The organism is Celeribacter arenosi (genome assembly GCF_039539485.1).
Classification (GTDB): domain Bacteria; phylum Pseudomonadota; class Alphaproteobacteria; order Rhodobacterales; family Rhodobacteraceae; genus Celeribacter; species Celeribacter arenosi.
Genome location: NZ_BAABDF010000007.1, coordinates 1,300,939 through 1,323,067 on the forward strand (window position 1 = coordinate 1,300,939; position 22,129 = coordinate 1,323,067).

The following is a 22,129-nucleotide window of genomic DNA, read 5'->3' on the forward strand; positions in this document are numbered from 1 at the left end:
AAAAAACGTCACGCTAAAATAAAGAGCACCCGGTCGTGCCGTTAAGCCCGCCGGGTGGCGCGTATATCGGCCAAGCCCGCCAGACTGTCAAGGATAAATCCGGCCTCTCTGGCCCGATCAGAGCTCGTCTCCACCCGCATTCGCAAGGAGTTGACCCGTCGCCGCCCCTAGCGCCACCGATGCGGCATCAAACACACCGTCAAACGCCGTAAACATCGCCAAATTGAGCCGCTGGCCCGCAGGTGTTTCGATAAAGTCGATGTAGGCTTGCAACTCCTCATCGCTGAGCGGCGCGTAGGCCATGGCGGAATATCCATAGACCCACTCACTGATATCCGCGCGCACATCCGGCTCACTTGCCCAGATTGACGCCATGAGATCGTCTTCGGACAAAATCTGCCCATCCCCACCCGCGCTTTGGCTGAGGCCGCGGTAATAGGCGATGTCGTTGTTCAAAGAGCCCACAACGTTCAATTCGATCAGATCACCGACCTTCACAAAATCTTCGATGAGCTGCGCGCGCGACGTGTCGGGGTCAAGGGCCGCCCATGAAGCCGCCGCCGCGTCCTGAGTAGCCTGTTCGGAAAAGGCGCGCCGTGTTTCCAGTTCGAGCATCGAAACCTTTTGGCCGAGCGGGCTTTTGTAGAAAGCAATCATAGGGTCAATTTCCGCGCCCTTGAGCGCCTCGGTCAATTCGGCGCGAAAAGCGACCTGCATCGGCGCCTCGGCGAAAAGTCGATCGACCATGTCCTGATAGGCCGCGCGCGACACGCCATAGGCGCCTTCAATATCCGCATCGCCCAGATCACGTGATTCATCGGCGATGATAGAGACCATTTCATCAAAGTTTAGCGCCTCGATCAGCGCATCAATCTGCGCAGACGTTTGGGCCGTGCTCGGGCGCGCGAGAGCCACATAGCTCACCACTGCCATGAGCAACGAAGCGATCACCTTTACCCAGATCGCCGTTTTTGGCCGCTTTCTGATCTGCATCGACGCCACTGACATGTTCTTCCTCTCGAAGTCTTTCCGCTCAACCTATTGCGCACCCCTGCCCTTGCCAAGGACACACACGACAATTTGTGAAAAGGGGTTGCGAAGTCCGGTTTGCGCAGATAATCACCCGCCACCAGACCCCCGCGGAGAGGTGCCGGAGTGGTCGAACGGGGCGGTCTCGAAAACCGTTGAGCCTTCACGGGTTCCCAGGGTTCGAATCCCTGTCTCTCCGCCACACGCCTGTGACATCGGCCCAAATTTCACCGATCAAGGTTTTCTGTTGCTGATCTTGTGCCAGTTTTCGCGCATTTAAATCAGGGTGTCCACATGCTTTCAGGCCCACTAAAATCGCTATAGCCGTGCGCGGGGTTGGCACGAAAGCGCGCGACGAACTCCATGCAAAGTTCGGCGTAACAGCTGAACCGGCGCAGCTTGGTTCAAGCTCAGGAATATGACTTGGTCAGATGCGCCGAAGGCATCCAGATTAATGGGCCGAGAGCCCAAGGGGTGTTGCTTTTGTTACGCAACAATTCAATCTGAGCCTCCGCCAAACCAGTGCGAGGTACGTGCACCAGTCTGGCGGGAGAGCCCTTATCTATAAGTCCCGATCAGCAACTCAACTCCCACTGGGACGAACACGCACGCAAAGGTAAGGCTTGCCGGGGAGAACAATCCCGAAGGCCGCATCCGGCTTACCACCCCGGATTTTCTCGGCATGTTTAATGGCGACAGGAACCGGCGCCTCGACACGTTCGGCCGGCGTGACTGTCATGTTCCATGTATCGATAATATCGACGTCCCAATCACCGTCCTCTAGCGGCAAACCAAGCGACCATATCACCGGCTGATGCTCAGCCAGATAAATGTAGGTGACGTCGCCGTCCCTTGCTGCCCCGAGGCTCGGCCAGGCTCGCATGCCTTCCATCTCTTCGAACGGTGTCAAACCGTTCGTGGCATCCTGCTCTACGATATTGCGCAGAAACGCGATGCGCTCGGCGCTTTTCCCACGCAGTTCGCCGCCCTTCGCCCACCACAACAGGTCTTGGGGATGGGAGTATGTTTCGCCATGCCCGGCATACCCGCCCTTCATGACGGTCATCCAGAAACGGTGCACCAAAGTCTCGGCCGAGATGTTCCCCCAGCTCTGAATGATATTGCCCTCGTAATGCATTTCGTCGTTCACGATAGGCTTGCCATAATCGGCACGCCATTGGGCGGTTTTCACGGTCTCGAAATGCTGAATGGATACGTGATCGACCCATGGTTTTCTGTGGTCATAACAGTTTGCAGGGCTGCCTTGGTGGATCGATTTCGGATGGCGGTAGGGATCGCCTTCTTCAATAATGGAAAAGAACCGATCCCAGCGATCCATCGGTTTGACGTCAAGCATGAAGTCATACTCGTTAGCCAGCGACCACCAAACGTTGCGATGCGCCGCAATGCGTGCAACGAGGTAGCGCAGATACCGGAAATCCTGTTCCTCGGTCCAGAAACAGTGGCCCCATCTATCATATGGATGGAAGATGATGACATCCGCCTCGATCCCCATCTCGGCGAGCCGCGCGATCTGCGTTTCGAAATGGCGAAACGCTTCAAAATTCGGGCTGTCAGGGTCGTATTTGCCGTCCGCGTCCAAGTCGAAGACATGATGCAAGGGCTCGTTTTCATTATAGGGATAGTGCTTTGGAAGAACGCACATCCGCATCTTGTTAAAGGCACCACACTCCAATGATTTTAGTGTTTGTTCCTGCTGATCCAGCGGCTGATGGGTCCACGCGTAACAGGTTGTCGTGAACGGCGCGAAGAGCGTGCCGTCCTCATGGGCAAAGTGGAATCGGTTGTGCACCCTGACGGGACCATGCACACCCTCACGGGCTTCTGTGACGTCGAAAGAGGCGGTGCTTCCATTGAGTTCCGGCGTCTCGGAAACGGTACGCAGGGTCCATGCGCCCGGTTGATCCGGGCTAAAGCGGACTTTGAAGCTACCATCCCCATCATAGAAACCGGGAACCTTGATTTGCCGGTTTTCTTGCGAAAATACCCCCCAGAATTCGGTGTCCAGATAAGGGTTCCCGGAAATATCGGCCTTGATCTCGTGCTCGAAGATATCCCACTTTGCGATGGTCATCTTTACGTCCTTCCCGTTCTTAATTGCCAGCGCTAAGCCGGGCTTCGGTTTTTAAATCAAAGAAATGTGCAGATGGTGTTTTGAATGACAGGCAGATTTCATCGCCCGGTTTCAGGTCGAGCCTCTCGGACAAGACACAGGTGACTTCCTGCCCGGCCAATTCCGCCAGAATATGGGTATCGGCACCGGTAGGTTCGATGACCTTTATGACCGCAGCGGCCCCATTGACCGGGTCCAGAGTAATGTCTTGGGGGCGCACCCCAAGAACCACGTCGCTTCCGGCGTCAACATCGGGTCGATAGGCCACAGCGACCGTTTCACCACTTTCGAGAACCAAGCCGTGAGCACCGTCTGCGGCAAGCTTGCCTGCCAGAAAATTCATCGCGGGTGAGCCTAGAAATCCCGCGACGAACATGTTCTGTGGATTGTCATAGAGCTCCAGCGGTGTTCCGATCTGCTCCACCCTGCCCGCGCGCAGAACGACGATGCGATCGGCCATTGTCATCGCTTCGACCTGATCATGGGTTACATAGACGATGGTCGATCCGAGACGTTGATGGAGCGCTTTGATCTCGGCACGCATCTTCACACGTAGATTGGCGTCAAGGTTGGAAAGCGGCTCGTCGAACAGGAACACCTCGGGGTCGCGGACAATGGCCCTGCCCATCGCGACGCGCTGGCGCTGCCCACCCGAGAGCTGCGAAGGTTTGCGATCAAGGAGCGGCGTCAGTCCCAGTATCTCTGCCGTTTCATTGACCATGGTTGCGATCTGGTCTTTGGGAACCTTACTGAGTTCCAGCGAGAACCCCATGTTCTGCGCAACCGTCATCTGCGGATACAAAGCGTAGTTTTGGAACACCATCGCGATGTTGCGCTCCTTGGGCGACAGATTGTTCACAACCGTGCCGTCAATAGAGACCGTACCCCCTGTAATCTCTTCCAGTCCCGCGATCATGCGCAAAAGCGTGGACTTGCCGCAGCCCGAGGGGCCCACCAGGATGATGAATTCCCCGTCCTGAAAAGACATCGAAACACCATGCACGACCTGCAAAGCGCCGTAACTTTTGTGGAGATTGTCTATTTCTACTGTCGCCATGTCTTGCACTTTCTAAATCAGAGAATCTTGCAGGTACGGATCAGCCCTTCACCGCGCCAGAGGTCAGACCACTGACAAAATACCGCTGGAAGATCAGGTAAACGAGCGTCGCCGGAAGCACCGTCATCACGATAGCCGCGTTCAATTGGCTGTAATTGTTGGAGAATTGGCTTTGGAACGACATCAGTCCCAGCGGCAGCGTCCACATGCTTTTGTCCTGCAGCAACACCAGCGCCATCGCGAATTCGTTCCAGGTAGCGACAAAATCCAGAATAAGAAGTGCCGCCAGAACCGGTAGGCAGACCGGCAGGAAAATGCGGCGGAAGATGACGAAATGGCTGGCTCCGTCGATCAACGCGGCTTCGGTCAATTCCTTGGGAATAGCTTTGAAGAACCCGTGGAGAATGAAAACTTGGTACGGGACGCCAAAGGCCAAATAAGGAAGAATAATGCCGGGATATGTGTCGATCAGACTTAGCGAATTGACCAACGTGAAGAGCGGCGCAAGCATTACTTGGAACGGGATCATCGCGCCAAACAACAGGAAGATCAAAAGCACCTTGTTCCAGCCAAAGCGGATCTGCGCGAGCGCGTAAGCGGCCATGGCCGAGATCACAAGGCCCAGGGGCACCTTGATCAAAGTGATCACCGAGCTGTTCAGGAAGGTACTGTTGAAGTTCCCCTTCGCCCACGCCAGGGCGAAGTTGTTCCATTCGATCTTGCTCGGCAAAGCGAAGGCTGCCGAACTGAACACTTCACTCTCGGATTTCATCGCGGTGAATGTGATGAATGCGACCGGGGCCAGCCAGATGATGGCCACCAGCACGAGCGAAATCCAAAGCCCGATCAGGACCGGGTCGCGGCGCTTTCTTGGCGCCACACCAACAGACGGCGAAACAGTCATTGGACGTCCTCTTCACGGCGTTGCGACCAGCTCATGTACGGAACCACGATCGCAAGAGTGATTGTCAAAAGAACAACTGAAACGGCCGATCCCCGTCCGTAGTTGAAAATCTCCATCGATTGGGTAAACGCCCACAGCGCCAGCATTTGTGTCGATTGCGCCGGCCCGCCGCCTGTCATGCCATAGACAATGTCGAAGGCTTTGAGCGATGAGATGGTCGACAGCACCAGCACGATCGTGATTGTCGGTCTTAACGCAGGCAGAGTGACGTGCTCAAAAATCTTGCGGCGGTTGGCCCCGTCAATATGCGCCGCGTCGATCAGCGAACGGTCAACGCTCTGCAGACCCGCCAGAAACAGCACCATCGAAAACCCGACGCTTTGCCAGACGTAGGCCACAAAGATCGAATACAACGCGACATCCTTGTCGCCCAACCAGTCGGGTATCAAATACCCCAGGCCTGCGTTGGTCAACAACTGTGTGAAAAGCCCGAAAAATGGATCGTACATCCAGCGCCACATGGTCGCGACGGCAATAGGTGCGATGATGACCGGAAGGTAGTAAATCGCCCGAAGCGGGGCACGCCCGATCAGGTTCTGGTTCAACCCCAATGCCAGAAACAGGCCCAGAACCGGTGGAAAGACAACGGACATGACCGTCCAGATGACCGTGTTTCGGAAAGCAACCCAGAAGACCGGGTCATTATAGAGAATGTGATAGTAGTTTTTGAGTCCGACCCATTCGCGGTTCTCGTTGATACCGTTCCAATCCTGAAAGCTCAGGATAAACACGTCGATCAACGGCCAGATAGCGAAGAGCGTGTAAATCGCAAGCGCCGGCGCCAAAAGCACGATGCCCTGCGCCCGCGGTGTTTGAAGATATCGTCTATTCGCCATCGTCGAAAAATCCAAAGCTGAGCAGTTTTAATGGGATGCCCGCATTGGGACCGCGGGGGCCTATGGCCGCCCGCGGTCCCGGTTGGTGCAGTTATCGCGTCGAAATGAAGGCAGCCATCGTGTCTGCCGCTGCCTGCGGCTCCAACTCACCGGAGGCCAATTCATTGATAACACGGAAATACTCGGTCGTGACATCTAGCGGAAATGCCTGATCGCCATTCACGAATGTTCCGTCTGCCGCGGCAAAAACGTCCAGCCACTCTTTGTGCAGTTCCAGCGCGTCATCGCCTTGCGTGACGTTCTTGTTCACAGACAACGCCCCGAAAGCCCCGATATGGGCCGCCTGGAATTCGTCTGAGGTGAACATATCCAGAAACTTCGCAGCGAGATCGGTCTTGTCTGATTTCGTCGAGATATACATGTACTCGGCGAAGCCATAGAGACGCCCTGTGCCCGTCGGGAATGCAAACATGCCGTATTTGGACAAGTCTGAATTCTCATCGATGGTAGGCACATGCCAGTCCCCTTCCAACATCATCGCGGCGCGATCACCGAACCACAAAGTTGTGGCCTGACGGTTGTCGATCCCCATGAAGGGTTTCAGGAAGTGTTCGTCTGTCCACCACTTCATCTCGGTAAAGGCTTCCAGCGCGCAAGGCTCGGTTGCCCAGTCCAGCTCCATCGCCATCAGCGCGTCGTGGTTTTCCGCCCCGCAGGTCGTTTCCAGAATGACATCCATCAGGCGCATAACGTGCCAGTTCACTGTTCCACCGAAGGTAAAAGCGGGGATTCCCTGCTCTTTCAGTGCGACAGCCGCCGCCTTGAGATCCGCATAGGTCTGCGGTTCACCTTCAATGCCTGCTTTTGCAAAGAGGTCCTTGTTGTAATAGACAACCTCTCCCGAGAACCGGAACGGAATGCCGTGCTTGCCTGCGGCGAACGCCTCCGTGAAGGCCAGCGATGGTCCGGTGAGACGATCACCCCAGCCGTAGCTTTCATAATATGGGGTAAGGTCCGTGCTCATACCGGCCTGAACATATTCGCCCCCCAAACCGAGGCCTGCCCAATAGGCGTAGATATCCGGTCCGGTATCTGAACCCGAGGCCACACGAAGGGCCGTTTTGTGCTCATCGGTGCCGCGCATGACGATCTCGACATCCACACCGGGATTGAGCTTTTCAAATTCGGCTTCCGCCGCAGTGAGCGCGGACACCTGTTTGTCGGACGTGTAATTGATCGTCCAGATTGTGAGATCCTCGGCGTTTGCAGTCACGCCAGTGGCAAGAAGTGCGCAGATGGAACTGCATAGTGTTGTCTTGAGTTTCATTGTAGTCCTCCCTTAAGTCAGTATCCGGAACATGATTGTCCGGCCTTACCAATTGGCGACTGTCCCATCCGGGAGAACCGCCTCCATTGCCAGTATTTCCTCTTGTTTAAACGGGTGTTTGGCAGCAATGGATTCGTCAATTTCGATCCCAAGGCCGGGCGCGTGAGGGATCTTCCATGCCCCATTCGCCAGCTCTACAGGGTATTGTGAACAGATTTCCTCGTACCACGGGGCAAGCCCGACACATTCCTCCTGGATGACGAAGCTCGGTGTCGCGACATCGAAATGCAGCGCCACCGCGCTTGCGACGGGCCCCATCGGGTTATGCGGACAGATGCCGATATTGCGCGCCGCAGCGATGGCTGCGATCCTGCGACCGCCCGAAAAGCCCATGCAATGGGCAAGGTCCGGCTGCACGAATGCCACCGCACCATGTTCGGCCAGATCGGCAAATTCTTCGGGATGAAACAGCCGCTCGCCCGCCGCCAAAGGACAGTCTACCTGGCTTTGCAATTGCGCCAACAACCGCACATTTCCGGGCTGAAGCGGCTCTTCGACAAACAGGGGCGAGATTGGCGCGATGGCATCAATATAGGCCTTCGCGGTCGCCAGGTTTTCCGGGCGCCCATGCATGTCGGTCATGAGATCCACGTCATCGCCGACCCTTTCGCGCACCGCTTCGGCAAGTTTCGCAACGTGACGGACGGAAGAAATCGGTGCGTCAAACCCGGAGTATGGAACCAGTCCCATTTTGACCGCAGAATACCCCATTTCGACCGTTCGCTGGATGTCGTCGCAAAAGGCCGAGATGTCGTGCCCGTCAGCCGTCTGTTTCAGATTTCCGCGCAATGGATGCGTGTAGACCCGAACTTCATCGCGGACCTGACCGCCAAGCAGTTGCCAGACCGGCACACCCAACGATTTGCCTTTGATGTCCCATAGCGCCTGCTCGATACCGGACGCCGCGCTCATCCCGATTGCACCAAGCTTCCAAAAACTGAAACGGGCCATCCGGCTGGCGATATGTTCGATCCGGAACGGGTCCTCGCCAACAACGAAAGGTGCAAGATCCTCAACGCACCCCGTCACAGCGCGGGTTTTCCATTCCAGCGTCGCCTCACCCCATCCCCAAAGGCCGGGCTGATCAGTCGTGACCTTCACGAAAACCCAGTTCCGGATGAAGGCATTAACGACGACAGTTTCGACCCCCGTAATCTTCATCCGAGCGACCCGTCATGTGACGCATGCCCTGAATTTTCCGAGGCGTCGCACATCAGTTCGTGGATGTGACGAAACGGGCGAACCGGATGACTTTTTACGAGCCACAAGTCACGGAACCTGAGAAAACTATTCGTCACAACCCCCACCCTCTTTTGTTGCCTGCACCCACAGTAAATCGATGATTTTGACTGGCGTGTCGTTGCAATCTTGGTATCATCCAAACTTCCATAGATACCATCTAAAGTCTAGATACCATGTAAAGAACGAGTAGAAATTATCGTAAAGTGCTGACAATGAAAGATAAAAAAGACGTCTCGCAAACCGCCCTCGTGCTACCGCGCGAATTTGGAACCGCCTTGCCCACGGGTGTGGTCAAGAATGCTGTCGAAAAATTGGGCCGTCGAATCGCGAATGACGAGTATCCGGAAGGAGAGCCAATTCCGACGGAACCTGAATTGGCTGAATCGCTCGGTGTCAGCAAAACGGCCGTACGGGATGCGATAAAAGTCCTGTCGGGAAAGGGAATGGTTCGCACCGCCCGCCGGTATGGCACCAGAGTCCGGCCAATCAGCGAATGGCACCTTCTCGACGCCGATGTCGTCTCCTGGCACGACGCAACCCATCCGCGGATGGCCCAGATGTTTATCGAGTCGACAGAACTGCGGTGTATAATCGAACCCGCTGCCGCCGAACTCGCCGCTGAACGGGCCACACCCGAGCAGGTAGAAGACATTCTTAGAGCAACCGCTGCGTTGCAACCCGATGCCGTCGATAGCGGCCTACTCTATGAAGCGGACTGCATGTTTCATTGCACGATCCTCGATGCAACGGGCAACCAAATGATGCGTCAGTTGCGCCCGATGATTATGAGCGTCCTGCGCATCTCCTACGAGTTCGGGGTACAAACCGACAGAGGCGAACCTGTCTCGCGACTGGGGCATTTGCTTGTGGCGGAAGCGATCCAGAAAAAAGACGGAGCCGTGGCCAAGCTGGAAATGGAAAAGATGTTGGAGTCCAACAGGCGAACGGCGCGCGCGTATTGGGACAATAAAAACAAACCGACTTAATGTTTTTGGCGTGGCCTGCTCCGCAGCCCCTGCCCGTCCGCATTTGTGTTCGGGGCCACCGCGCAATTTCCAGAGCGGTGGCCGAAGACAAACCTATTTCCGTCGCACGATAATCAAAACACCCACCGCGACCAAAGACAAAGCGGCCACAGTAAGCTCCATGCCATGCGGGTGAATATGGGCGCCGCCATGCGCAAACGCCGGGAGAGCGGTGAGAGTAAAGGCGGCGGAGAGTGTAAGTTGTTTCATGATTCAATTTCTTTCTTACGTGTCGTCAGAAAATCGCGGATGTCCCAGTTGGATTTTTCCTCCATCGAGACATAGACCAGCGACATATTGGTGCGTTCACTGACCATTTGGCCGGGAAATGGCAGGTAACTCAGGTCGCGCGAGCCGAACGACGGCGAGGCCGTGCCAACCTGCCATTCGGTTTTCAGCTCGACATTGATCAGCTTGAGCGCCTTTGGACCGCTGGCGGACGGACGCTCAAAGGGAACGCCTGCCAGTTTGAGGTAACTCGCTTTGTCATTGGCCTGCAAATAGCCCTCAATGAATTGCGTCGCCAGAACCTGCAAATCCGCCGCGTCATCTTGTTCGTGCATATGGCTGTGCAGGTGATCGCCATGCGCGTGATTGTGACCATGCCCATGATGGGGATGGTCGTCGTGATGGTGATGGTGGTGGTGCCCTTCGGGGCCGTGGTCATGTGGCATTGGACCACCTCTTGCCGCTGAATTCACCGTGCGGGATGGTGACAGGCTTATCGATGTGACGTTTGTGTGCACCCAATTTGCCACTGGCCACCATAGATCCGAGCACATCCACAATCACGCGGGTGCCGAGCAATGCGGTGATATCCGAGGTGTCATACGGGGGCGATACTTCGACGAGTTCCATGCCGCAGATACCTTCGGCGGCGATGCCGGACACCAAGGCGAGCGCCTCACGTGGCAAAAATCCACCCGGCTCCGGCCATCCGGTTCCCGGCACAAAACCACAATCGATGGAGTCGATGTCAAAGGACAGATAGACCATGTCCACCCCGTCCCACGCCATTTCCAGAGCCATCTCCAGCGTTTTATCGATGCCCATCTTTTCCATGTCACCCATGGTGATGATGTTGGTCTCGCGTTCGCGCGCGACCTTCACCGCCTCGCGCGGCACCTGCCAGCCACCGATCCCGATCTGGACGAGGTTCTTGGCCGACACATTTGGCATATTGGTCGCATGGAACCACGGCGTGGTGTGCATCCGTTCATCGAGGTCTTTTTCCTGAATATCTGCATGGCGATCAAAGTGGACGATGCCGATCTTTTTCGAGGTGCATTGCGCAATCCCGCGCAGGCACGGAAAGCCGATCGAATGGTCGCCCCCGATCATGATCGGCAAAGACCCAGAGCTAAACACATGGCTGACACCGCGGCTGATCTGGTCGAAAGACTTTTCGATATTGGCGGGAATGGTAAAGACATCACCGGCGTCACACAGCGACATCTGCTCGCGCAGATCGACACCCATTTCGTAGTTATAGGGCGTGTAGAGCGCGGAGATTTTGCGCAAGGCCTGGGGCCCGAACCGCGTGCCCGGGCGATAGGTCGTGCCACCGTCAAAAGGAATGCCCAGAACGGTCGCATCGTAATTTGCGACCTCTAAAACGTCCTCGGCATAGGGGGCTTTGAGAAAGGTGTTAATCCCCGCAAAATGCGGCAACTCCCCGCGCGCAAATGTCGGGATCGATTTGTCCTCAATCGCATCAGCGCCTGTGAGACCCATCCGCAAAGCCCAACGGCGTTCTTCATCGGCGCGCCCTTCGGGAAGGTCACCCTCCAATTGCATCGCTTTCCAACCTGCCAGTTTGGTCAAATCGGGATGGTGGAAACGCGTTTCGCGTGCCTTTCGGGCTTCAATCTGGTCCGCAGGATGGTGGGACCGTGTTCGTCTCAGATCTGAAAACACAATTGTCTCCTAATCGCATGTACCCCGCGATGGGGCGGCTTCTGGACCTTGGTGACAGACCTTGCGCGGGGCCCAGCGGCGCGCAGATCGATTGAACTCAAGCGCTTTGCACTGATGGGTCGCGCTTAAGAATATTCTGGAATGGGATGCCGCCGTTCTTGGCGTCAAAGTCGTAGGTAATCGTGGCGCCATAGGCGCCCGGGTCATCAGGATCCCACCGCGGCTTGTCGAACACCAGAACGCGATCGCCCAGCTTGAACCCCTCTTCCAAGTCATGGGTGACCATAAAGATGGTCATGTTGGTCGCGTCGCGCAGCTCCATCAGAAATTCGTGCATCTGGATGCGCGTCCCCGGATCCAGCGCGCCGAAGGGTTCATCGAGCAAAAGCACCCGTGGTTTTGCGGTCATCGCCTGCCCGATGGCCAGTCGCTGCTGCATCCCGCCGGATAGGGATGCAGGGTATTGATTGGCAACGTGATTGAGGCCGATGCGCAAAAGCATGGCGTCGGCGGCATCCAAAGCCGCGCGATATGCGTTGCCGCGCAAAAAACCAAACCGCGTTGAAAATCCCGTGCCTGCAATCAGGTTTTCACGAACGGTGAGATGGGGGAAAACGGAATAACGTTGAAACACCACGCCGCGTTCACGGTTAGGCTCCACAGCAGGCTCCCCGCCATCAATGCTAATTTCGCCGCGCGTGGGACGCTCTTGGCCCAAAAGCAGGCGCAGGAATGTGGATTTTCCACAGCCGGAGGCACCGACGATGGATATGAATTCACCCTCATCCACCGAGACATTCACGCGCTCGATAATTGAACGGTCGTCGTAGGCCTGCCAAATGTCTGAAACAGAAACAAAACTCATAGCCCCGCCTCCATCCATGGAAAGGCTTTGCGCGACAATGCTTTCAGCGCCCAGTCAATCAGGAAAGCCAAGAGCGTGATCCAGATGACGTAGGTGAGAATGACATCCATCGCGAGGTAGCGACGGACCAGAAAAATCCGGTACCCAAGCCCGACATTCGAAGCCACAGCTTCGGCGGCAATCAAAAAAAGCCATGCAGAGCCGAGCGATAAACGCACATTGGAAATCAAACGCGGCAGGATTTGTGGCAGGGCCACACGCAGAGCTATCACAAGCGTTGAGGCACCCAGAGTCTGTGCTTTGATCAACTGCTCGGTCGGGATGTCGAGAACACGCTGCGATAAATCACGTGTCATAAACGGCGTGATTCCGATGATGATTAGAACGACCTTGGATAGCTCTCCCAGCCCGAAAACGATGAACAATATGGGCAAAAGCGCCAAGGGCGGCACCATCGACAAGACGGACACAAACCCCGAAAACATCGAGCGCGCGATAGGCAGGAGACCAATGGCCATACCGATGATCAAAGAGATCAGCGCGGATATCCCGACCCCCAAAAGAAGGCGCGTCAGCGATGCGGCTGTATCCTTCCACAACAGCACTTCTTGGGTGCGCCGGTCCGGTTCTGTGAACAGACGAACAGCGGTGTCCCAAATGGTCGACGGCGCGGGCAGCAATTTGTCTTGGGGATTGGCGGTCAGGCGGATGTCTGACCCGATCGCATAGGCAATCAGCACAATCACAAAGGGGGCCGCCGCCAAAAAGACTGCGTTGGGTTTGGATGGAATCCGGTTGATCAGTCTCATGTGGCTCCTCCGGTTGAGTGAGCGTGCGAAACGACTTTTGTCGGGGATTTCGGGCGCGCGAAGGTTCCGCGCGCCGCAAGGTTTCAACCAAACGCTGCGTTACAAAGCGCCGTCTGCAGCCATCTGCATGTAGGTTGCATCAAAGCGGAATTTGATATTGCTTTCATCGCCGGTGGTCACCGCGCCGGGATATTCGATCCCGACGAAATCGGCACTCGGCGCGCCTTCACCCAGAATGCCTTTGTCGAACAGGAACTCGGCCACCGTGGTCATTGTGGTCGGAAGGTCAGGTGACGAAGCCTGTGCAACAGCGGCGGCAGGGTCAAAGAACATCTCCGTTGCCTCGAGTTGCGCTTTGTAACCCATCAAATCGGTGCCAGATGCGACCGCCATCGCCGTCAGCACCTCTTCATCGCCAGCGGCCATCAAGCCCATGACTTCGTACCAAGCACCCGCAACGGCTTTGCCAAAGTCAGGATTGGCCGCGAGCGTTTCAGTGTTCACGACCATGAGGTCCAGAATTTCACCCGGGATTTGAGAGCTGTCAAACAGCACATTCGCATCGGGGTTGGAGCCGGTGATTTCAGACACCAACGGGTTCCATGTCACCACCGCTTCAACGCCATTCGTGGCGTAGGCGGCGATCATGTCTGCGTCAGAGGTGTTGATCACACCGTCCAGATCCGCCTCGGACAATCCAACCGTGTCCAATCCACGTGCCAACAGGTAATGGGACACAGATAGTTCGACCAGGTTCACAGGTTTGCCCGCCAAATCGGCCAGTCCACCCTCGCCCTTCAAAATCACGGCATCATTGCCATTGGAATAGTCCCCGATGATCAGCGCAGTGGTATCAACACCACCACCTGAGGGAATGGACAGCGTATCCATATTGGTCGCAGAGACCCCGTCAAAGGCGCCTGCCGTGTATTGGTTGATGGATTCCACGTAGTCGTTGATTTGAACGATATCGACCGTGATGCCGTATTTGTCGGCCCATTTGTCCATGATGCCACTGTCTTCGAGATAGCCCCATGGCATCCAGCCTACATAAATGGACCATGCAAGTTTGAAGTCCGTTTTTTCCTGGGCCACGGCGGGCACGGCCACTGCCGTCGCAAGACCTGCTGAGAGCGCCGCAGCGGATAGAATGTTCCTGAGTGTCATGACTTTCCCCGTTGTGCGTCCCGCCAGTTTTGAACACGGCTTTCCCACGCTGGCGGAACAAGAGGTAGGAGCGCGGACGAAGCCTGCGCAGTAACCTCCCGGGATTTTGCCCCGCCGTGTGCCCAAACGGAGTTTGCCGCCCAGGTGGCACTTCTCGGACCAGTCATTGATCTTTCAACCAATCGGAACCCTAAGCACCCTGCCCCTCAAGTAAGGAAAAGCGTCACATTCATTTCAATCCTTTTCCACGGAACCCCCGTTCGTTGTGGCGCGGCGCTGAATTTATGTGCGTGTTTTCCCGCCCAACGCACAGAAATCGACCCCCAATGCGATTCTTTTGGCGGTATTGGGCGCCCCCCGGGGCAGCCTCGCCCTAAATCGGACAGGCACCTTGGCACCCGTTTCCCACATGTTCACGGGTTGTGGTGGCCAGTGGGGTGGCTATCGATCACGGTTTCATTTTGAAAAGGCACAACGCGAACTCGAAAACAGAGCAGACCATGCGGCGTTGCACAATCCGGACTATGACTTCCCCGATGATCTGATCCCGATCGGCAGCGCAATCTTTGAACGCATCGCGCGCGATTTGCTGGGCAGCTCGCAGGCTGGTTAACCCGCCCCGGATCGGTGGTGCAGTCTTCGACGGCAGTCTAGGCGCGCGGGCCAGAGGGCATCGGATGAGACGACAACCTAACTCCGGGCCCCGAGCCGCGCACAATTCCATTGCTACATCTCCAACGGCCAGATGAGCGGGATCATCAGGACCGTCACGGCCCCCACAATGATGTTCATCGGCAATCCGATCCTCAGAAAATCGGTGAACCTGTACCCCCCGGCGTTGTAGATCAAGGTATTGGTTTGATAGCCGATTGGCGTGGCAAAACTCGCGCTCGCACCGAACATCACGGCCACGATGAAGGGGCGCGGATCGAGTCCCAATTGCGCTGCCACCCCCGCAGCGATGGGCGCGAGCAACACCGCGACGGCGTTATTGGTGACCAACTCCGTCAGGATCGATGTCAAGGCATAGACCAGCGCAAGCGCGATGAGCGGTTGGACGGTTGATAGGAGGGGCGAGACCTCGGATATGATCATCGACAAAGCACCGGAATTATCCAGCGCACTCCCCATGGTCAGCATCGAGACGATCAGCAGCAGGAGACGGCCATCAATCGCCCCGAACCCCTCACCCGCGTCAATGCAATTTGTCAGCAGAACGACCGCCACACCGATCAGCGCCAGCGTCAGGATCGGAGCCACATTTAGCGCGGCGAGCGCCACAACACCGACCATGGTTGCAACGGCCACGGGGGCTTTGTGGCGACGAAAGCCGCGCGATGTCATGGGTGAAAGCTCGATCAACTGCTCCTCCTCGACAAGGCGTGCGATATCGTCAGGCGCACCATCAAGCAGCAGCGTATCTCCGACCGCCAGTTTTGCCGCAGATAGTCTCATGTCGACAGCCGTGCCTTTTCGATGCAAGGCAATCGGATAAACGCCGAACCGCCGCCGCCAATGCAAACGTCCGATCAGTCGGTAAAGCGACTTGGAATTGGGGCCGATCAGAACCTCGACCACAGACGTGCGTCGCGCGCTCGAAGGCTCGACCCCCAAGACGGCATTGCCCATTACCGCGCCATCGCGAAACCCCATGATCTCGGTGTCCGTGGTCTTGACGACCACGATGTCGCCCACCTGCATAGGTGCCGAGGAAAGGGATTCACGCCGTGAAACCCCACCACTGACGAGGTCGACGACACGGCTCGGGGCGGTTTTGAAAACATCCACCTCCAACACGGTCTTGCCAATCAGGGGCGAGCCTGCGGGAATGAACAACTCGATCAGCCAAGTCCGCTCTGCCCGCTTTGATTGCACATCCCCGACTGTCTGCCGGTCGGGCAGCAAACGGGGGGCCGCAAAGGCCAGAAACGCCCCGCCAACAATCGCCACAACAAGCCCGACAGGGGCAATTTCGAACAGACCAAAAGGCACCATCCCGAGATCCTGCGTGATACCGTCGATCAGCAGGTTGGTCGACGTCCCGATCAGCGAACAGGTCCCTCCTAGAATGACCATGTAGGACAGCGGGATCAAAAGGTGGGAGGCGGACATCTTCATCTGACGCGCCAGAGTGATCACCACCGGGATGAGCACGATGACCACAGGCGTGTTGTTCATAAACACCGACGCCCCCGCGGCAGAGATAAAGAACAGCGCGAGCGTCAGCTGCGGACGGGTCGCGGCATGGCGGCCTAGCACATTGCTGAGGGACTCGAGCACACCGGTGCGCACCAGGGCTGCACTCAGAATGAACATCGCACCGATCGTGGCCGGCGCGGGATTGGAGAGCGCGGCAAGCACATCGGAAGGCGCAACCAGACCCATGGCCAGCGCGGCCGCCGCCCCACAAAATGCAATCACATCCGGCGCGCGCAGTTCCAGCACGAAGGCCGCAAAAACCCCAACAAACAAAATCACAGCGGCGAATGGTGCCAATGCTACGAGGTCGAACATCATTATGTCACGAGACTCCATGGGGCCGCCGACGGTTTGGTATCGGGCATTCGAGAATCGATTTGCAACCGGCCGCGCGCACCATACCTGATTTCGCAGACGTGAATCAGACAACAAATGTCATCTACGACGTTTCTCGCCTTCACACGTCCACATGGCGCATTGGAAACGAACACGCTCAAAGCACACACCCCCTTATGGCAGAACGAAGTGATCCAAGCGGGCTTTTCGATCAGAGCGATCGCGGTTAGGGTCGCAGGGATGAGGTTACTGCGCCGTCTCTTTCTCGCGATGTCACTCGTTTCACTGGCATTCGCCCTGCTCACTCCGGTGGCAGAGGCGAGAACCGCGTGCAATCAGATGGCCCATGACTGTGCACCCGAGGCGTCATGCGGAAATGACATGGCGCGCGAATGCGGGACCTGTATCGGGGTGGTGCCGCTGGCCGAACGAGATTTTGTAACCGCTTTTTCGTTGTCGCTCGCCGATGCGCCCCTAAGCACATCACCTCACAACAACATTGCTCCTCCAATGCAGGATCCACCTCCTCCGCGGGCGTGATGCTTTTCATCAGCATCATTCCTCATACCTTCGGAGATAAACATGAAATCCAAATTTCTAATCGTCGGCGCAGCAGTTGTAGCCGGTCTGGCTGGCTGGCTGACATTCGCCCAGAAACCCCAAGAACCAGTTGCCGTCGTGGCATCACAAAACGACGCGCTCGTCCAAGTCAGCCTTCCCGACAGCCTGTCTGATCAGGAACAAATCGGCAAACGCGCCTTTGACGCGGTTTGCGCAGCATGCCACGGCGTGAATGCCGCGGGTCGCGACGGGGTGGGGCCGCCTCTCGTTCATAAAATATATGAACCCTCCCATCACGGTGACATGAGCTTTTATCTTGCGGCCGAAAACGGCGTGCGCGCCCATCATTGGCGGTTTGGCAACATGCCCGCACAGACCGGCCTGAGCCGCGCCGATGTTGCTACCATAATTGCCTATGTGCGCGCGGTTCAGCGCGCCAACGGCATCAATTGAGGGAGACGCAAATGCTATCGAAAGCTGTGACCAGAGGCGTATTCATAGCGCTGATCGCAGGCGGCGCGCTGGCCCATTCGGGGGTGATGGATGCCACTGTGATGGCGCGCATGGAGACGATGGTCGCGATGCAAAAACAGATGAAGCTCTTGGGCCAAATGTCCAAGGGCGTCACCCAATTCGATCCGGACACGGCTCAAACCGCGCTTGAACGTATCGAAACCCTTGCCAATGAGACGCCCGAAACTTTCGAGGTTCCCGCAGAGGACCCGATGTCCGAGGCGCGTCCTCTCATCTGGGACGAATTCAGCGCGTTTTCGCAAGAAGCCGAGGCATTAGAAACATTGGGCGCGACGCTGGTGATCGAGAGCAAAGCAGATCTCGCGCCGGCCGTGCGACAACTCGGCCAGACATGCAAATCCTGCCACAGCAAGTATCGCGAATAACTGTGAGCCGCCGCGTTTGCTGGGCAAGGCACGACTACTGATGTCGCAACGCCTCAATCGGGTCGAGCTTTGCTGCGCGGCGCGCCGGAAAATAGCCGAAAATCACGCCCACCGCCGCTGAAAACACGAAAGCACCAGCGACAACCACGAAATTTGGCGCAAAGGGGATTGCCATCATGTTGGACGCCAATCCCGCAAGCACCAGCCCCAGAACGATCCCTACCAAGCCGCCAATCATCGACAAAACAATGGCTTCGACAAGAAACTGCATCAAAACCTGACTGGTTTGGGCACCGACCGCGAGGCGTATGCCGATTTCCCGCGTGCGCTCTGTGACCGAGACCAGCATTATGTTCATGATGCCGATGCCCCCGACCAAAAGACTGACCGCGGCCACCGCCGACAAAAGGCCCGTGAGCACATTGGTGATCCCTGTCAGCATGGAGGCGATCTCCTTCATATCCATAATGGAAAAATCGTCATCCTCGCCTTCGCTGATGCGCCGGCGTTCGCGCATGAGCGCCTCGATTTGGGACATGGCGCGTTCGGTCGACAGACCATCGCTCACCGAAACGAAAATCATTCCCACATCGCTGTTCCCGCTCACACGGCGCTGGAATGTTTTCATCGGCAGGCCAATCACATCGTCCTGATCGGTTCCAAACGACGATGCCCCCTTCGCCTCGAGCAGGCCCACGACTTCACAAGACAGCGCGTTCAGCCGGATGGTTTCGCCAATCGGATCAGTGTTCCCAAACAGGTTCTGACGCACGGTTTCTCCCAGAATGCAGACCGGTTTGCCGGAGGTCACCTCGCTGCTCAAAAACGCGCGCCCCATCACAACAGGCCAATCCACGGCTTCAAGATACCGGTTGTCTGTCCCCACAACTGAGGTCTTGGCACTTTGTGCGCCGTAGATCGCCGTCGTTGCCGTTTGCCCGTAGGGTGCCGCGGTTTCGACGGAACTGATCTGGTCGATAATCGCATCCACATCCTGAAGCGTGAAGGGTTCGGCAATCGACCCTGCCCCCGGGGAGCGGTCGGGCCCGCCCGGCGTCACCATGAGGATATTGGTGCCGAGCTTTTCGACATCTGCCGTTACCTGATCGGTCGATCCCTGCCCCACTGTCACCATCGCGATCACCGCGGCCACACCGATCACGATACCCAAAACCGTCAGAACAGAGCGCATGGTGTTGCGAAAAATCGCCTGCACGGCCAGTCGGACTGTTTCCCAAATCATCGCCGTGACCCTCCGCCCGCAGGCTTGCCGTCCCTTTCGACCTTGCCATCGACCATCCAGATCAACCTATGCGCATATTCGGCCATGTCCTCTTCATGGGTCACCATGACGATGGTGATGCCGTCGTCTTTATTCAGGGCAGTGAGCAGCTCCATGATTTCACGTGACATCCTGGTGTCGAGGTTCCCGGTCGGCTCATCTGCCAGAATGAGGTCAGGATGGCCCACCAGCGCCCGTGCAATGGCAACCCTTTGCTGTTGACCACCGGAGAGTTCGGACGGGTCATGATACTCACGCCCCGCCAGTCCAACCTTCGCCAAAGCTTCCAGCGCCCTCTGACGCCGCTCTCCACGATCCACACCTTTGTAGATCATCGGCAGTTCGACATTGTCGAGAGCCGAGGTGCGCGCCAGCAGATTGTATCCCTGAAACACAAACCCGAGGTAGTTCCTGCGCAGCAGCGCACGTTGGTCGCGATCAAGGCTGGAGACCTGCACACCGTTGAAAATGTATTCTCCTGACGTGGGGCTATCGAGGCACCCGATCAGGTTCATAGCGGTCGATTTTCCCGACCCCGACGGCCCCATGATCGCGACGAAATCCCCCGTCGCGATTTGAAAATTCGCCTTATCCAATGCGCGCACCTCGGCCTCACCCTGTCCGTAGACTTTGGACACATCGCGAAACTCGATCAGGGGCGTTTGCTGGCCCACGTCAGTTGCCCTCAATCATGTCGACGATGACCAGATCACCTTCCGCGATCTCACCCGACTGTATTTGCGTGTTCTGCCCGTCCGTATCGCCCTTTTCGACCGGCACCTCGATGGCGATACCATCGCGCAGGACCCAGACCGTTTTCAAAGACAACTCCCTGTCATCTTCACCCGTTCTGGCAGGAATCAATAGGCCCAATAGCCCGCCACTGCCGGCGTCTTCCTCGACGTCCTCAACCACCTGCGGCGGGGCGAACCGCAGCGCGGCATTGGGCACGACTAAAACATCATTGAACTCTGCCACTGTTATTTCCGCCGTCGCCGTCATGCCGGGGCGCAACAACATGGCTTCGTTTTCGGTCGACAGCAGCGCTTTGTAGGTGACCAACCCGTCGATGGTTTCAGAGGCAAAGCGAACCATGGAAATGACGGCAGGGAAGGTCATGTCGTCATAGGCATCGACGCTGAACGTCGCCAGATCGCCCGCCTTGATACGGCCGATATCGGCCTCCGATACGTCTACCTGCAGCTCCATGTTCGACAGGTCTTCGGCGATGGTAAACAGCACCGGCGCAGAAAGGGTTGCGGCCACGATCTGCCCTTTGTCGACATCGCGCCGCAGCACCATCCCGTTGATAGGCGAACAGATGCAGGCCTTGGCCAGTTCCGCCTGTTGCGCTTCCAACTGTGCCTGGGTCAATTCGAGGTTGGCCTCGGCACTCGAAAGATTTGCCTTTGCGCGCGCCAGACCGGCCTCGGCCGCCGTCAGGTTGGATCGCGTGGTCACACCGCGCTCGTCCAGCTGTTTGACGGTTTCGTAATTCAATTGCGCTTCGACCAGACTGGCCTCGGCATTGGCAACCTGTGCCTGTGCAACACTATGCGAGGCGACCTGCACCGACAGCTGCGCCTCGAGTTGCGTCGTGTCGAGCTGCGCGAGAACCTGCCCCGCGCTCACCGTGTCGTTGAAATCGACCAGCACATCGGTCACGGTGCCAGACAACTCCGACGATATCTCGACAAGGTTGGTTGGTTCGATCGTCCCCGTGGCAGTCACGGTCACATGCAAATCGGCGCGGCTGACGGCTGCGGTTTCATAGGTCACCGCGTGGCGGGTTTCGCCAGCAGAGGTCCACCAGTAATACCCACCCGCGATCACGCAGGCCGCCAAAACATAGTAAACCCAGCGCGGCACCCGATGGTGCGATTTGCCCACGCCGAGTGTCGCTTCTATTTCGCGTTGCTTGTCAGCCATGATCACGCTCCACTACCTGCCTGTTGGCAACAAACACCGAAACGTCAGGTGTCTGCATTGATACACCTCAAGCGAAGGTAACAACGGTGGATTTCGATCATGAACGGGACCATCGCCCATTCAAATCCGACGTCTGTGACCTACCTGCGCGATAGTCCCGTCGAGGTTGAGGTTTGGATGCTGAACGCGGACACGCGGACGACGACCGAGCGGCTCAAGAAAACCCATGCGGACACACGCGCGACCTTGGCCAAAGCGAATGGGACGACTGGCGCCTAGCGGTGTAGCGCGATCGCGACCCAATTAGCGCACAATCGCGAGTGGCGCATGCAACCGCCCGCCCCCTCACAGAAACGCCCCAACAGGTCCTCACCTCACACGCTCCTATCACAAACCTCTGTGACGGGCCGGGTAAGTAACTGGTTTAACGTCATTCTCCCTGTGACCCTGCGGTGACGCCACCGAGACTTTGCGGTGTGGCGCGCATGGTC

22 protein-coding genes, 1 tRNA gene and 1 riboswitch are annotated in these 22,129 nt (G+C 57.0%); of the genes, 6 read left to right on the top strand and 17 right to left on the bottom strand.

All coding sequences use genetic code 11. From position 1 onward, the window contains the following. Nucleotides 1–117 precede the first annotated feature (117 nt). The gene (locus ABD815_RS14045) at nucleotides 118–1,008 is read right to left on the bottom strand and encodes a DUF2059 domain-containing protein (protein ID WP_344848071.1); all 891 of its coding nucleotides are present in this window, start codon (nucleotides 1,006–1,008) and stop codon (nucleotides 118–120) included. A gap of 133 nt (nucleotides 1,009–1,141) precedes the next feature. Between ABD815_RS14045 and ABD815_RS14050 the strand changes: the two genes are divergently transcribed. After that, nucleotides 1,142–1,231: transfer RNA gene (locus ABD815_RS14050), tRNA-Ser, on the top strand. 381 nt (nucleotides 1,232–1,612) lie between these two features. Here the strand turns inward: ABD815_RS14050 and ABD815_RS14055 are convergent. The 6 genes from ABD815_RS14055 to ABD815_RS14080 all read right to left on the bottom strand — a co-directional run bounded on the left by ABD815_RS14055 (nucleotide 1,613) and on the right by ABD815_RS14080 (nucleotide 8,568). Next, nucleotides 1,613–3,124 (bottom strand): DUF5060 domain-containing protein, encoded by a 1,512-nt coding sequence (locus tag ABD815_RS14055; RefSeq protein WP_344848074.1) that lies wholly within the window; start codon nucleotides 3,122–3,124, stop codon nucleotides 1,613–1,615. A 19-nt stretch (nucleotides 3,125–3,143) separates the two neighbouring features. Next, the gene (locus ABD815_RS14060) at nucleotides 3,144–4,220 is read right to left on the bottom strand and encodes an ABC transporter ATP-binding protein (RefSeq protein WP_344848076.1); all 1,077 of its coding nucleotides are present in this window, start codon (nucleotides 4,218–4,220) and stop codon (nucleotides 3,144–3,146) included. 40 nt (nucleotides 4,221–4,260) lie between these two features. Next, complete coding sequence (locus ABD815_RS14065; RefSeq protein WP_344848079.1) at nucleotides 4,261–5,124, bottom strand: carbohydrate ABC transporter permease; 864 nt, start codon at nucleotides 5,122–5,124, stop codon at nucleotides 4,261–4,263. Beyond that, nucleotides 5,121–6,020, bottom strand: coding sequence for a carbohydrate ABC transporter permease (locus ABD815_RS14070; RefSeq protein ID WP_344848081.1), 900 nt, complete (start codon nucleotides 6,018–6,020; stop codon nucleotides 5,121–5,123). The genes ABD815_RS14065 and ABD815_RS14070 overlap by 4 nt, the downstream gene beginning before the upstream one ends. A 91-nt stretch (nucleotides 6,021–6,111) precedes the next feature. Next, a complete protein-coding gene (locus ABD815_RS14075) occupies nucleotides 6,112–7,347 on the bottom strand; it encodes an ABC transporter substrate-binding protein (RefSeq protein ID WP_344848083.1) in 1,236 nt (411 codons plus the stop codon). 45 nt (nucleotides 7,348–7,392) lie between these two features. Continuing rightward, complete coding sequence (locus ABD815_RS14080) at nucleotides 7,393–8,568, bottom strand: enolase C-terminal domain-like protein (protein ID WP_344848085.1); 1,176 nt, start codon at nucleotides 8,566–8,568, stop codon at nucleotides 7,393–7,395. Between the two features lie 293 nt (nucleotides 8,569–8,861). On the opposite strand from ABD815_RS14080, the gene ABD815_RS14085 reads away from it, so the two are divergent. Then, a complete protein-coding gene (locus ABD815_RS14085; RefSeq protein WP_344848087.1) occupies nucleotides 8,862–9,635 on the top strand; it encodes a FadR/GntR family transcriptional regulator in 774 nt (257 codons plus the stop codon). A 93-nt stretch (nucleotides 9,636–9,728) separates the two neighbouring features. Here the strand turns inward: ABD815_RS14085 and ABD815_RS14090 are convergent, their stop codons facing one another. From ABD815_RS14090 to ABD815_RS14115, 6 genes are all read right to left on the bottom strand, one after another. Further along, nucleotides 9,729–9,884, bottom strand: a complete 156-nt coding sequence (locus tag ABD815_RS14090; RefSeq protein ID WP_344848090.1) for a peptidase M23 — start codon at nucleotides 9,882–9,884, stop codon at nucleotides 9,729–9,731. Then, on the bottom strand, nucleotides 9,881–10,348 hold the full coding sequence (locus ABD815_RS14095; RefSeq protein ID WP_344848093.1) for a hypothetical protein: 468 nt from the start codon (nucleotides 10,346–10,348) through the stop codon (nucleotides 9,881–9,883). Before ABD815_RS14095 ends, ABD815_RS14090 begins: the two co-directional genes overlap by 4 nt. After that, entirely contained in the window at nucleotides 10,338–11,591 is a 1,254-nt protein-coding gene (locus ABD815_RS14100) for an agmatinase family protein (protein WP_344848096.1), read from the bottom strand. Before ABD815_RS14100 ends, ABD815_RS14095 begins: the two co-directional genes overlap by 11 nt. A 97-nt stretch (nucleotides 11,592–11,688) precedes the next feature. After that, entirely contained in the window at nucleotides 11,689–12,456 is a 768-nt protein-coding gene (locus tag ABD815_RS14105) for an ATP-binding cassette domain-containing protein (protein WP_344848098.1), read from the bottom strand. Further along, entirely contained in the window at nucleotides 12,453–13,265 is an 813-nt protein-coding gene (locus tag ABD815_RS14110; protein WP_344848100.1) for an ABC transporter permease, read from the bottom strand. Before ABD815_RS14110 ends, ABD815_RS14105 begins: the two co-directional genes overlap by 4 nt. A 99-nt stretch (nucleotides 13,266–13,364) precedes the next feature. Further along, entirely contained in the window at nucleotides 13,365–14,432 is a 1,068-nt protein-coding gene (locus ABD815_RS14115; RefSeq protein ID WP_344848103.1) for a putative urea ABC transporter substrate-binding protein, read from the bottom strand. A gap of 93 nt (nucleotides 14,433–14,525) precedes the next feature. Further along, a riboswitch (guanidine-I (ykkC/yxkD leader) is annotated at nucleotides 14,526–14,637 on the bottom strand. 186 nt (nucleotides 14,638–14,823) lie between these two features. Between ABD815_RS14115 and ABD815_RS14120 the strand changes: the two genes are divergently transcribed. After that, the gene (locus ABD815_RS14120; RefSeq protein ID WP_344848677.1) at nucleotides 14,824–15,045 is read left to right on the top strand and encodes a hypothetical protein; all 222 of its coding nucleotides are present in this window, start codon (nucleotides 14,824–14,826) and stop codon (nucleotides 15,043–15,045) included. Between the two features lie 113 nt (nucleotides 15,046–15,158). Here the strand turns inward: ABD815_RS14120 and ABD815_RS14125 are convergent, their stop codons facing one another. After that, the gene (locus ABD815_RS14125) at nucleotides 15,159–16,949 is read right to left on the bottom strand and encodes an SLC13 family permease (protein WP_344848106.1); all 1,791 of its coding nucleotides are present in this window, start codon (nucleotides 16,947–16,949) and stop codon (nucleotides 15,159–15,161) included. 600 nt (nucleotides 16,950–17,549) lie between these two features. Here ABD815_RS14125 and ABD815_RS14130 point away from each other — a divergent pair. Further along, the gene (locus ABD815_RS14130; protein ID WP_344848109.1) at nucleotides 17,550–17,981 is read left to right on the top strand and encodes a c-type cytochrome; all 432 of its coding nucleotides are present in this window, start codon (nucleotides 17,550–17,552) and stop codon (nucleotides 17,979–17,981) included. 11 nt (nucleotides 17,982–17,992) lie between these two features. Next, the gene (locus tag ABD815_RS14135; RefSeq protein WP_344848112.1) at nucleotides 17,993–18,427 is read left to right on the top strand and encodes a c-type cytochrome; all 435 of its coding nucleotides are present in this window, start codon (nucleotides 17,993–17,995) and stop codon (nucleotides 18,425–18,427) included. Nucleotides 18,428–18,461: 34 nt separating this feature from the next. Here the strand turns inward: ABD815_RS14135 and ABD815_RS14140 are convergent, their stop codons facing one another. Genes ABD815_RS14140 through ABD815_RS14150 form a run of 3 tightly spaced genes read right to left on the bottom strand, consistent with a single transcriptional unit; the run spans nucleotide 18,462 to nucleotide 21,638 of the window. Then, nucleotides 18,462–19,670 carry an ABC transporter permease gene (locus ABD815_RS14140; RefSeq protein ID WP_344848115.1) on the bottom strand — a complete coding sequence of 403 codons (1,209 nt, stop codon included), beginning with the start codon at nucleotides 19,668–19,670 and terminating at the stop codon, nucleotides 18,462–18,464. Beyond that, nucleotides 19,667–20,383, bottom strand: coding sequence for an ABC transporter ATP-binding protein (locus ABD815_RS14145; protein ID WP_344848118.1), 717 nt, complete (start codon nucleotides 20,381–20,383; stop codon nucleotides 19,667–19,669). Before ABD815_RS14145 ends, ABD815_RS14140 begins: the two co-directional genes overlap by 4 nt. Before the next feature lies 1 nt (nucleotide 20,384). Beyond that, complete coding sequence (locus ABD815_RS14150; RefSeq protein ID WP_344848121.1) at nucleotides 20,385–21,638, bottom strand: efflux RND transporter periplasmic adaptor subunit; 1,254 nt, start codon at nucleotides 21,636–21,638, stop codon at nucleotides 20,385–20,387. A gap of 99 nt (nucleotides 21,639–21,737) precedes the next feature. Between ABD815_RS14150 and ABD815_RS14155 the strand changes: the two genes are divergently transcribed. Continuing rightward, on the top strand, nucleotides 21,738–21,917 hold the full coding sequence (locus tag ABD815_RS14155; protein WP_344848124.1) for a hypothetical protein: 180 nt from the start codon (nucleotides 21,738–21,740) through the stop codon (nucleotides 21,915–21,917). Nucleotides 21,918–22,129 lie beyond the last annotated feature (212 nt).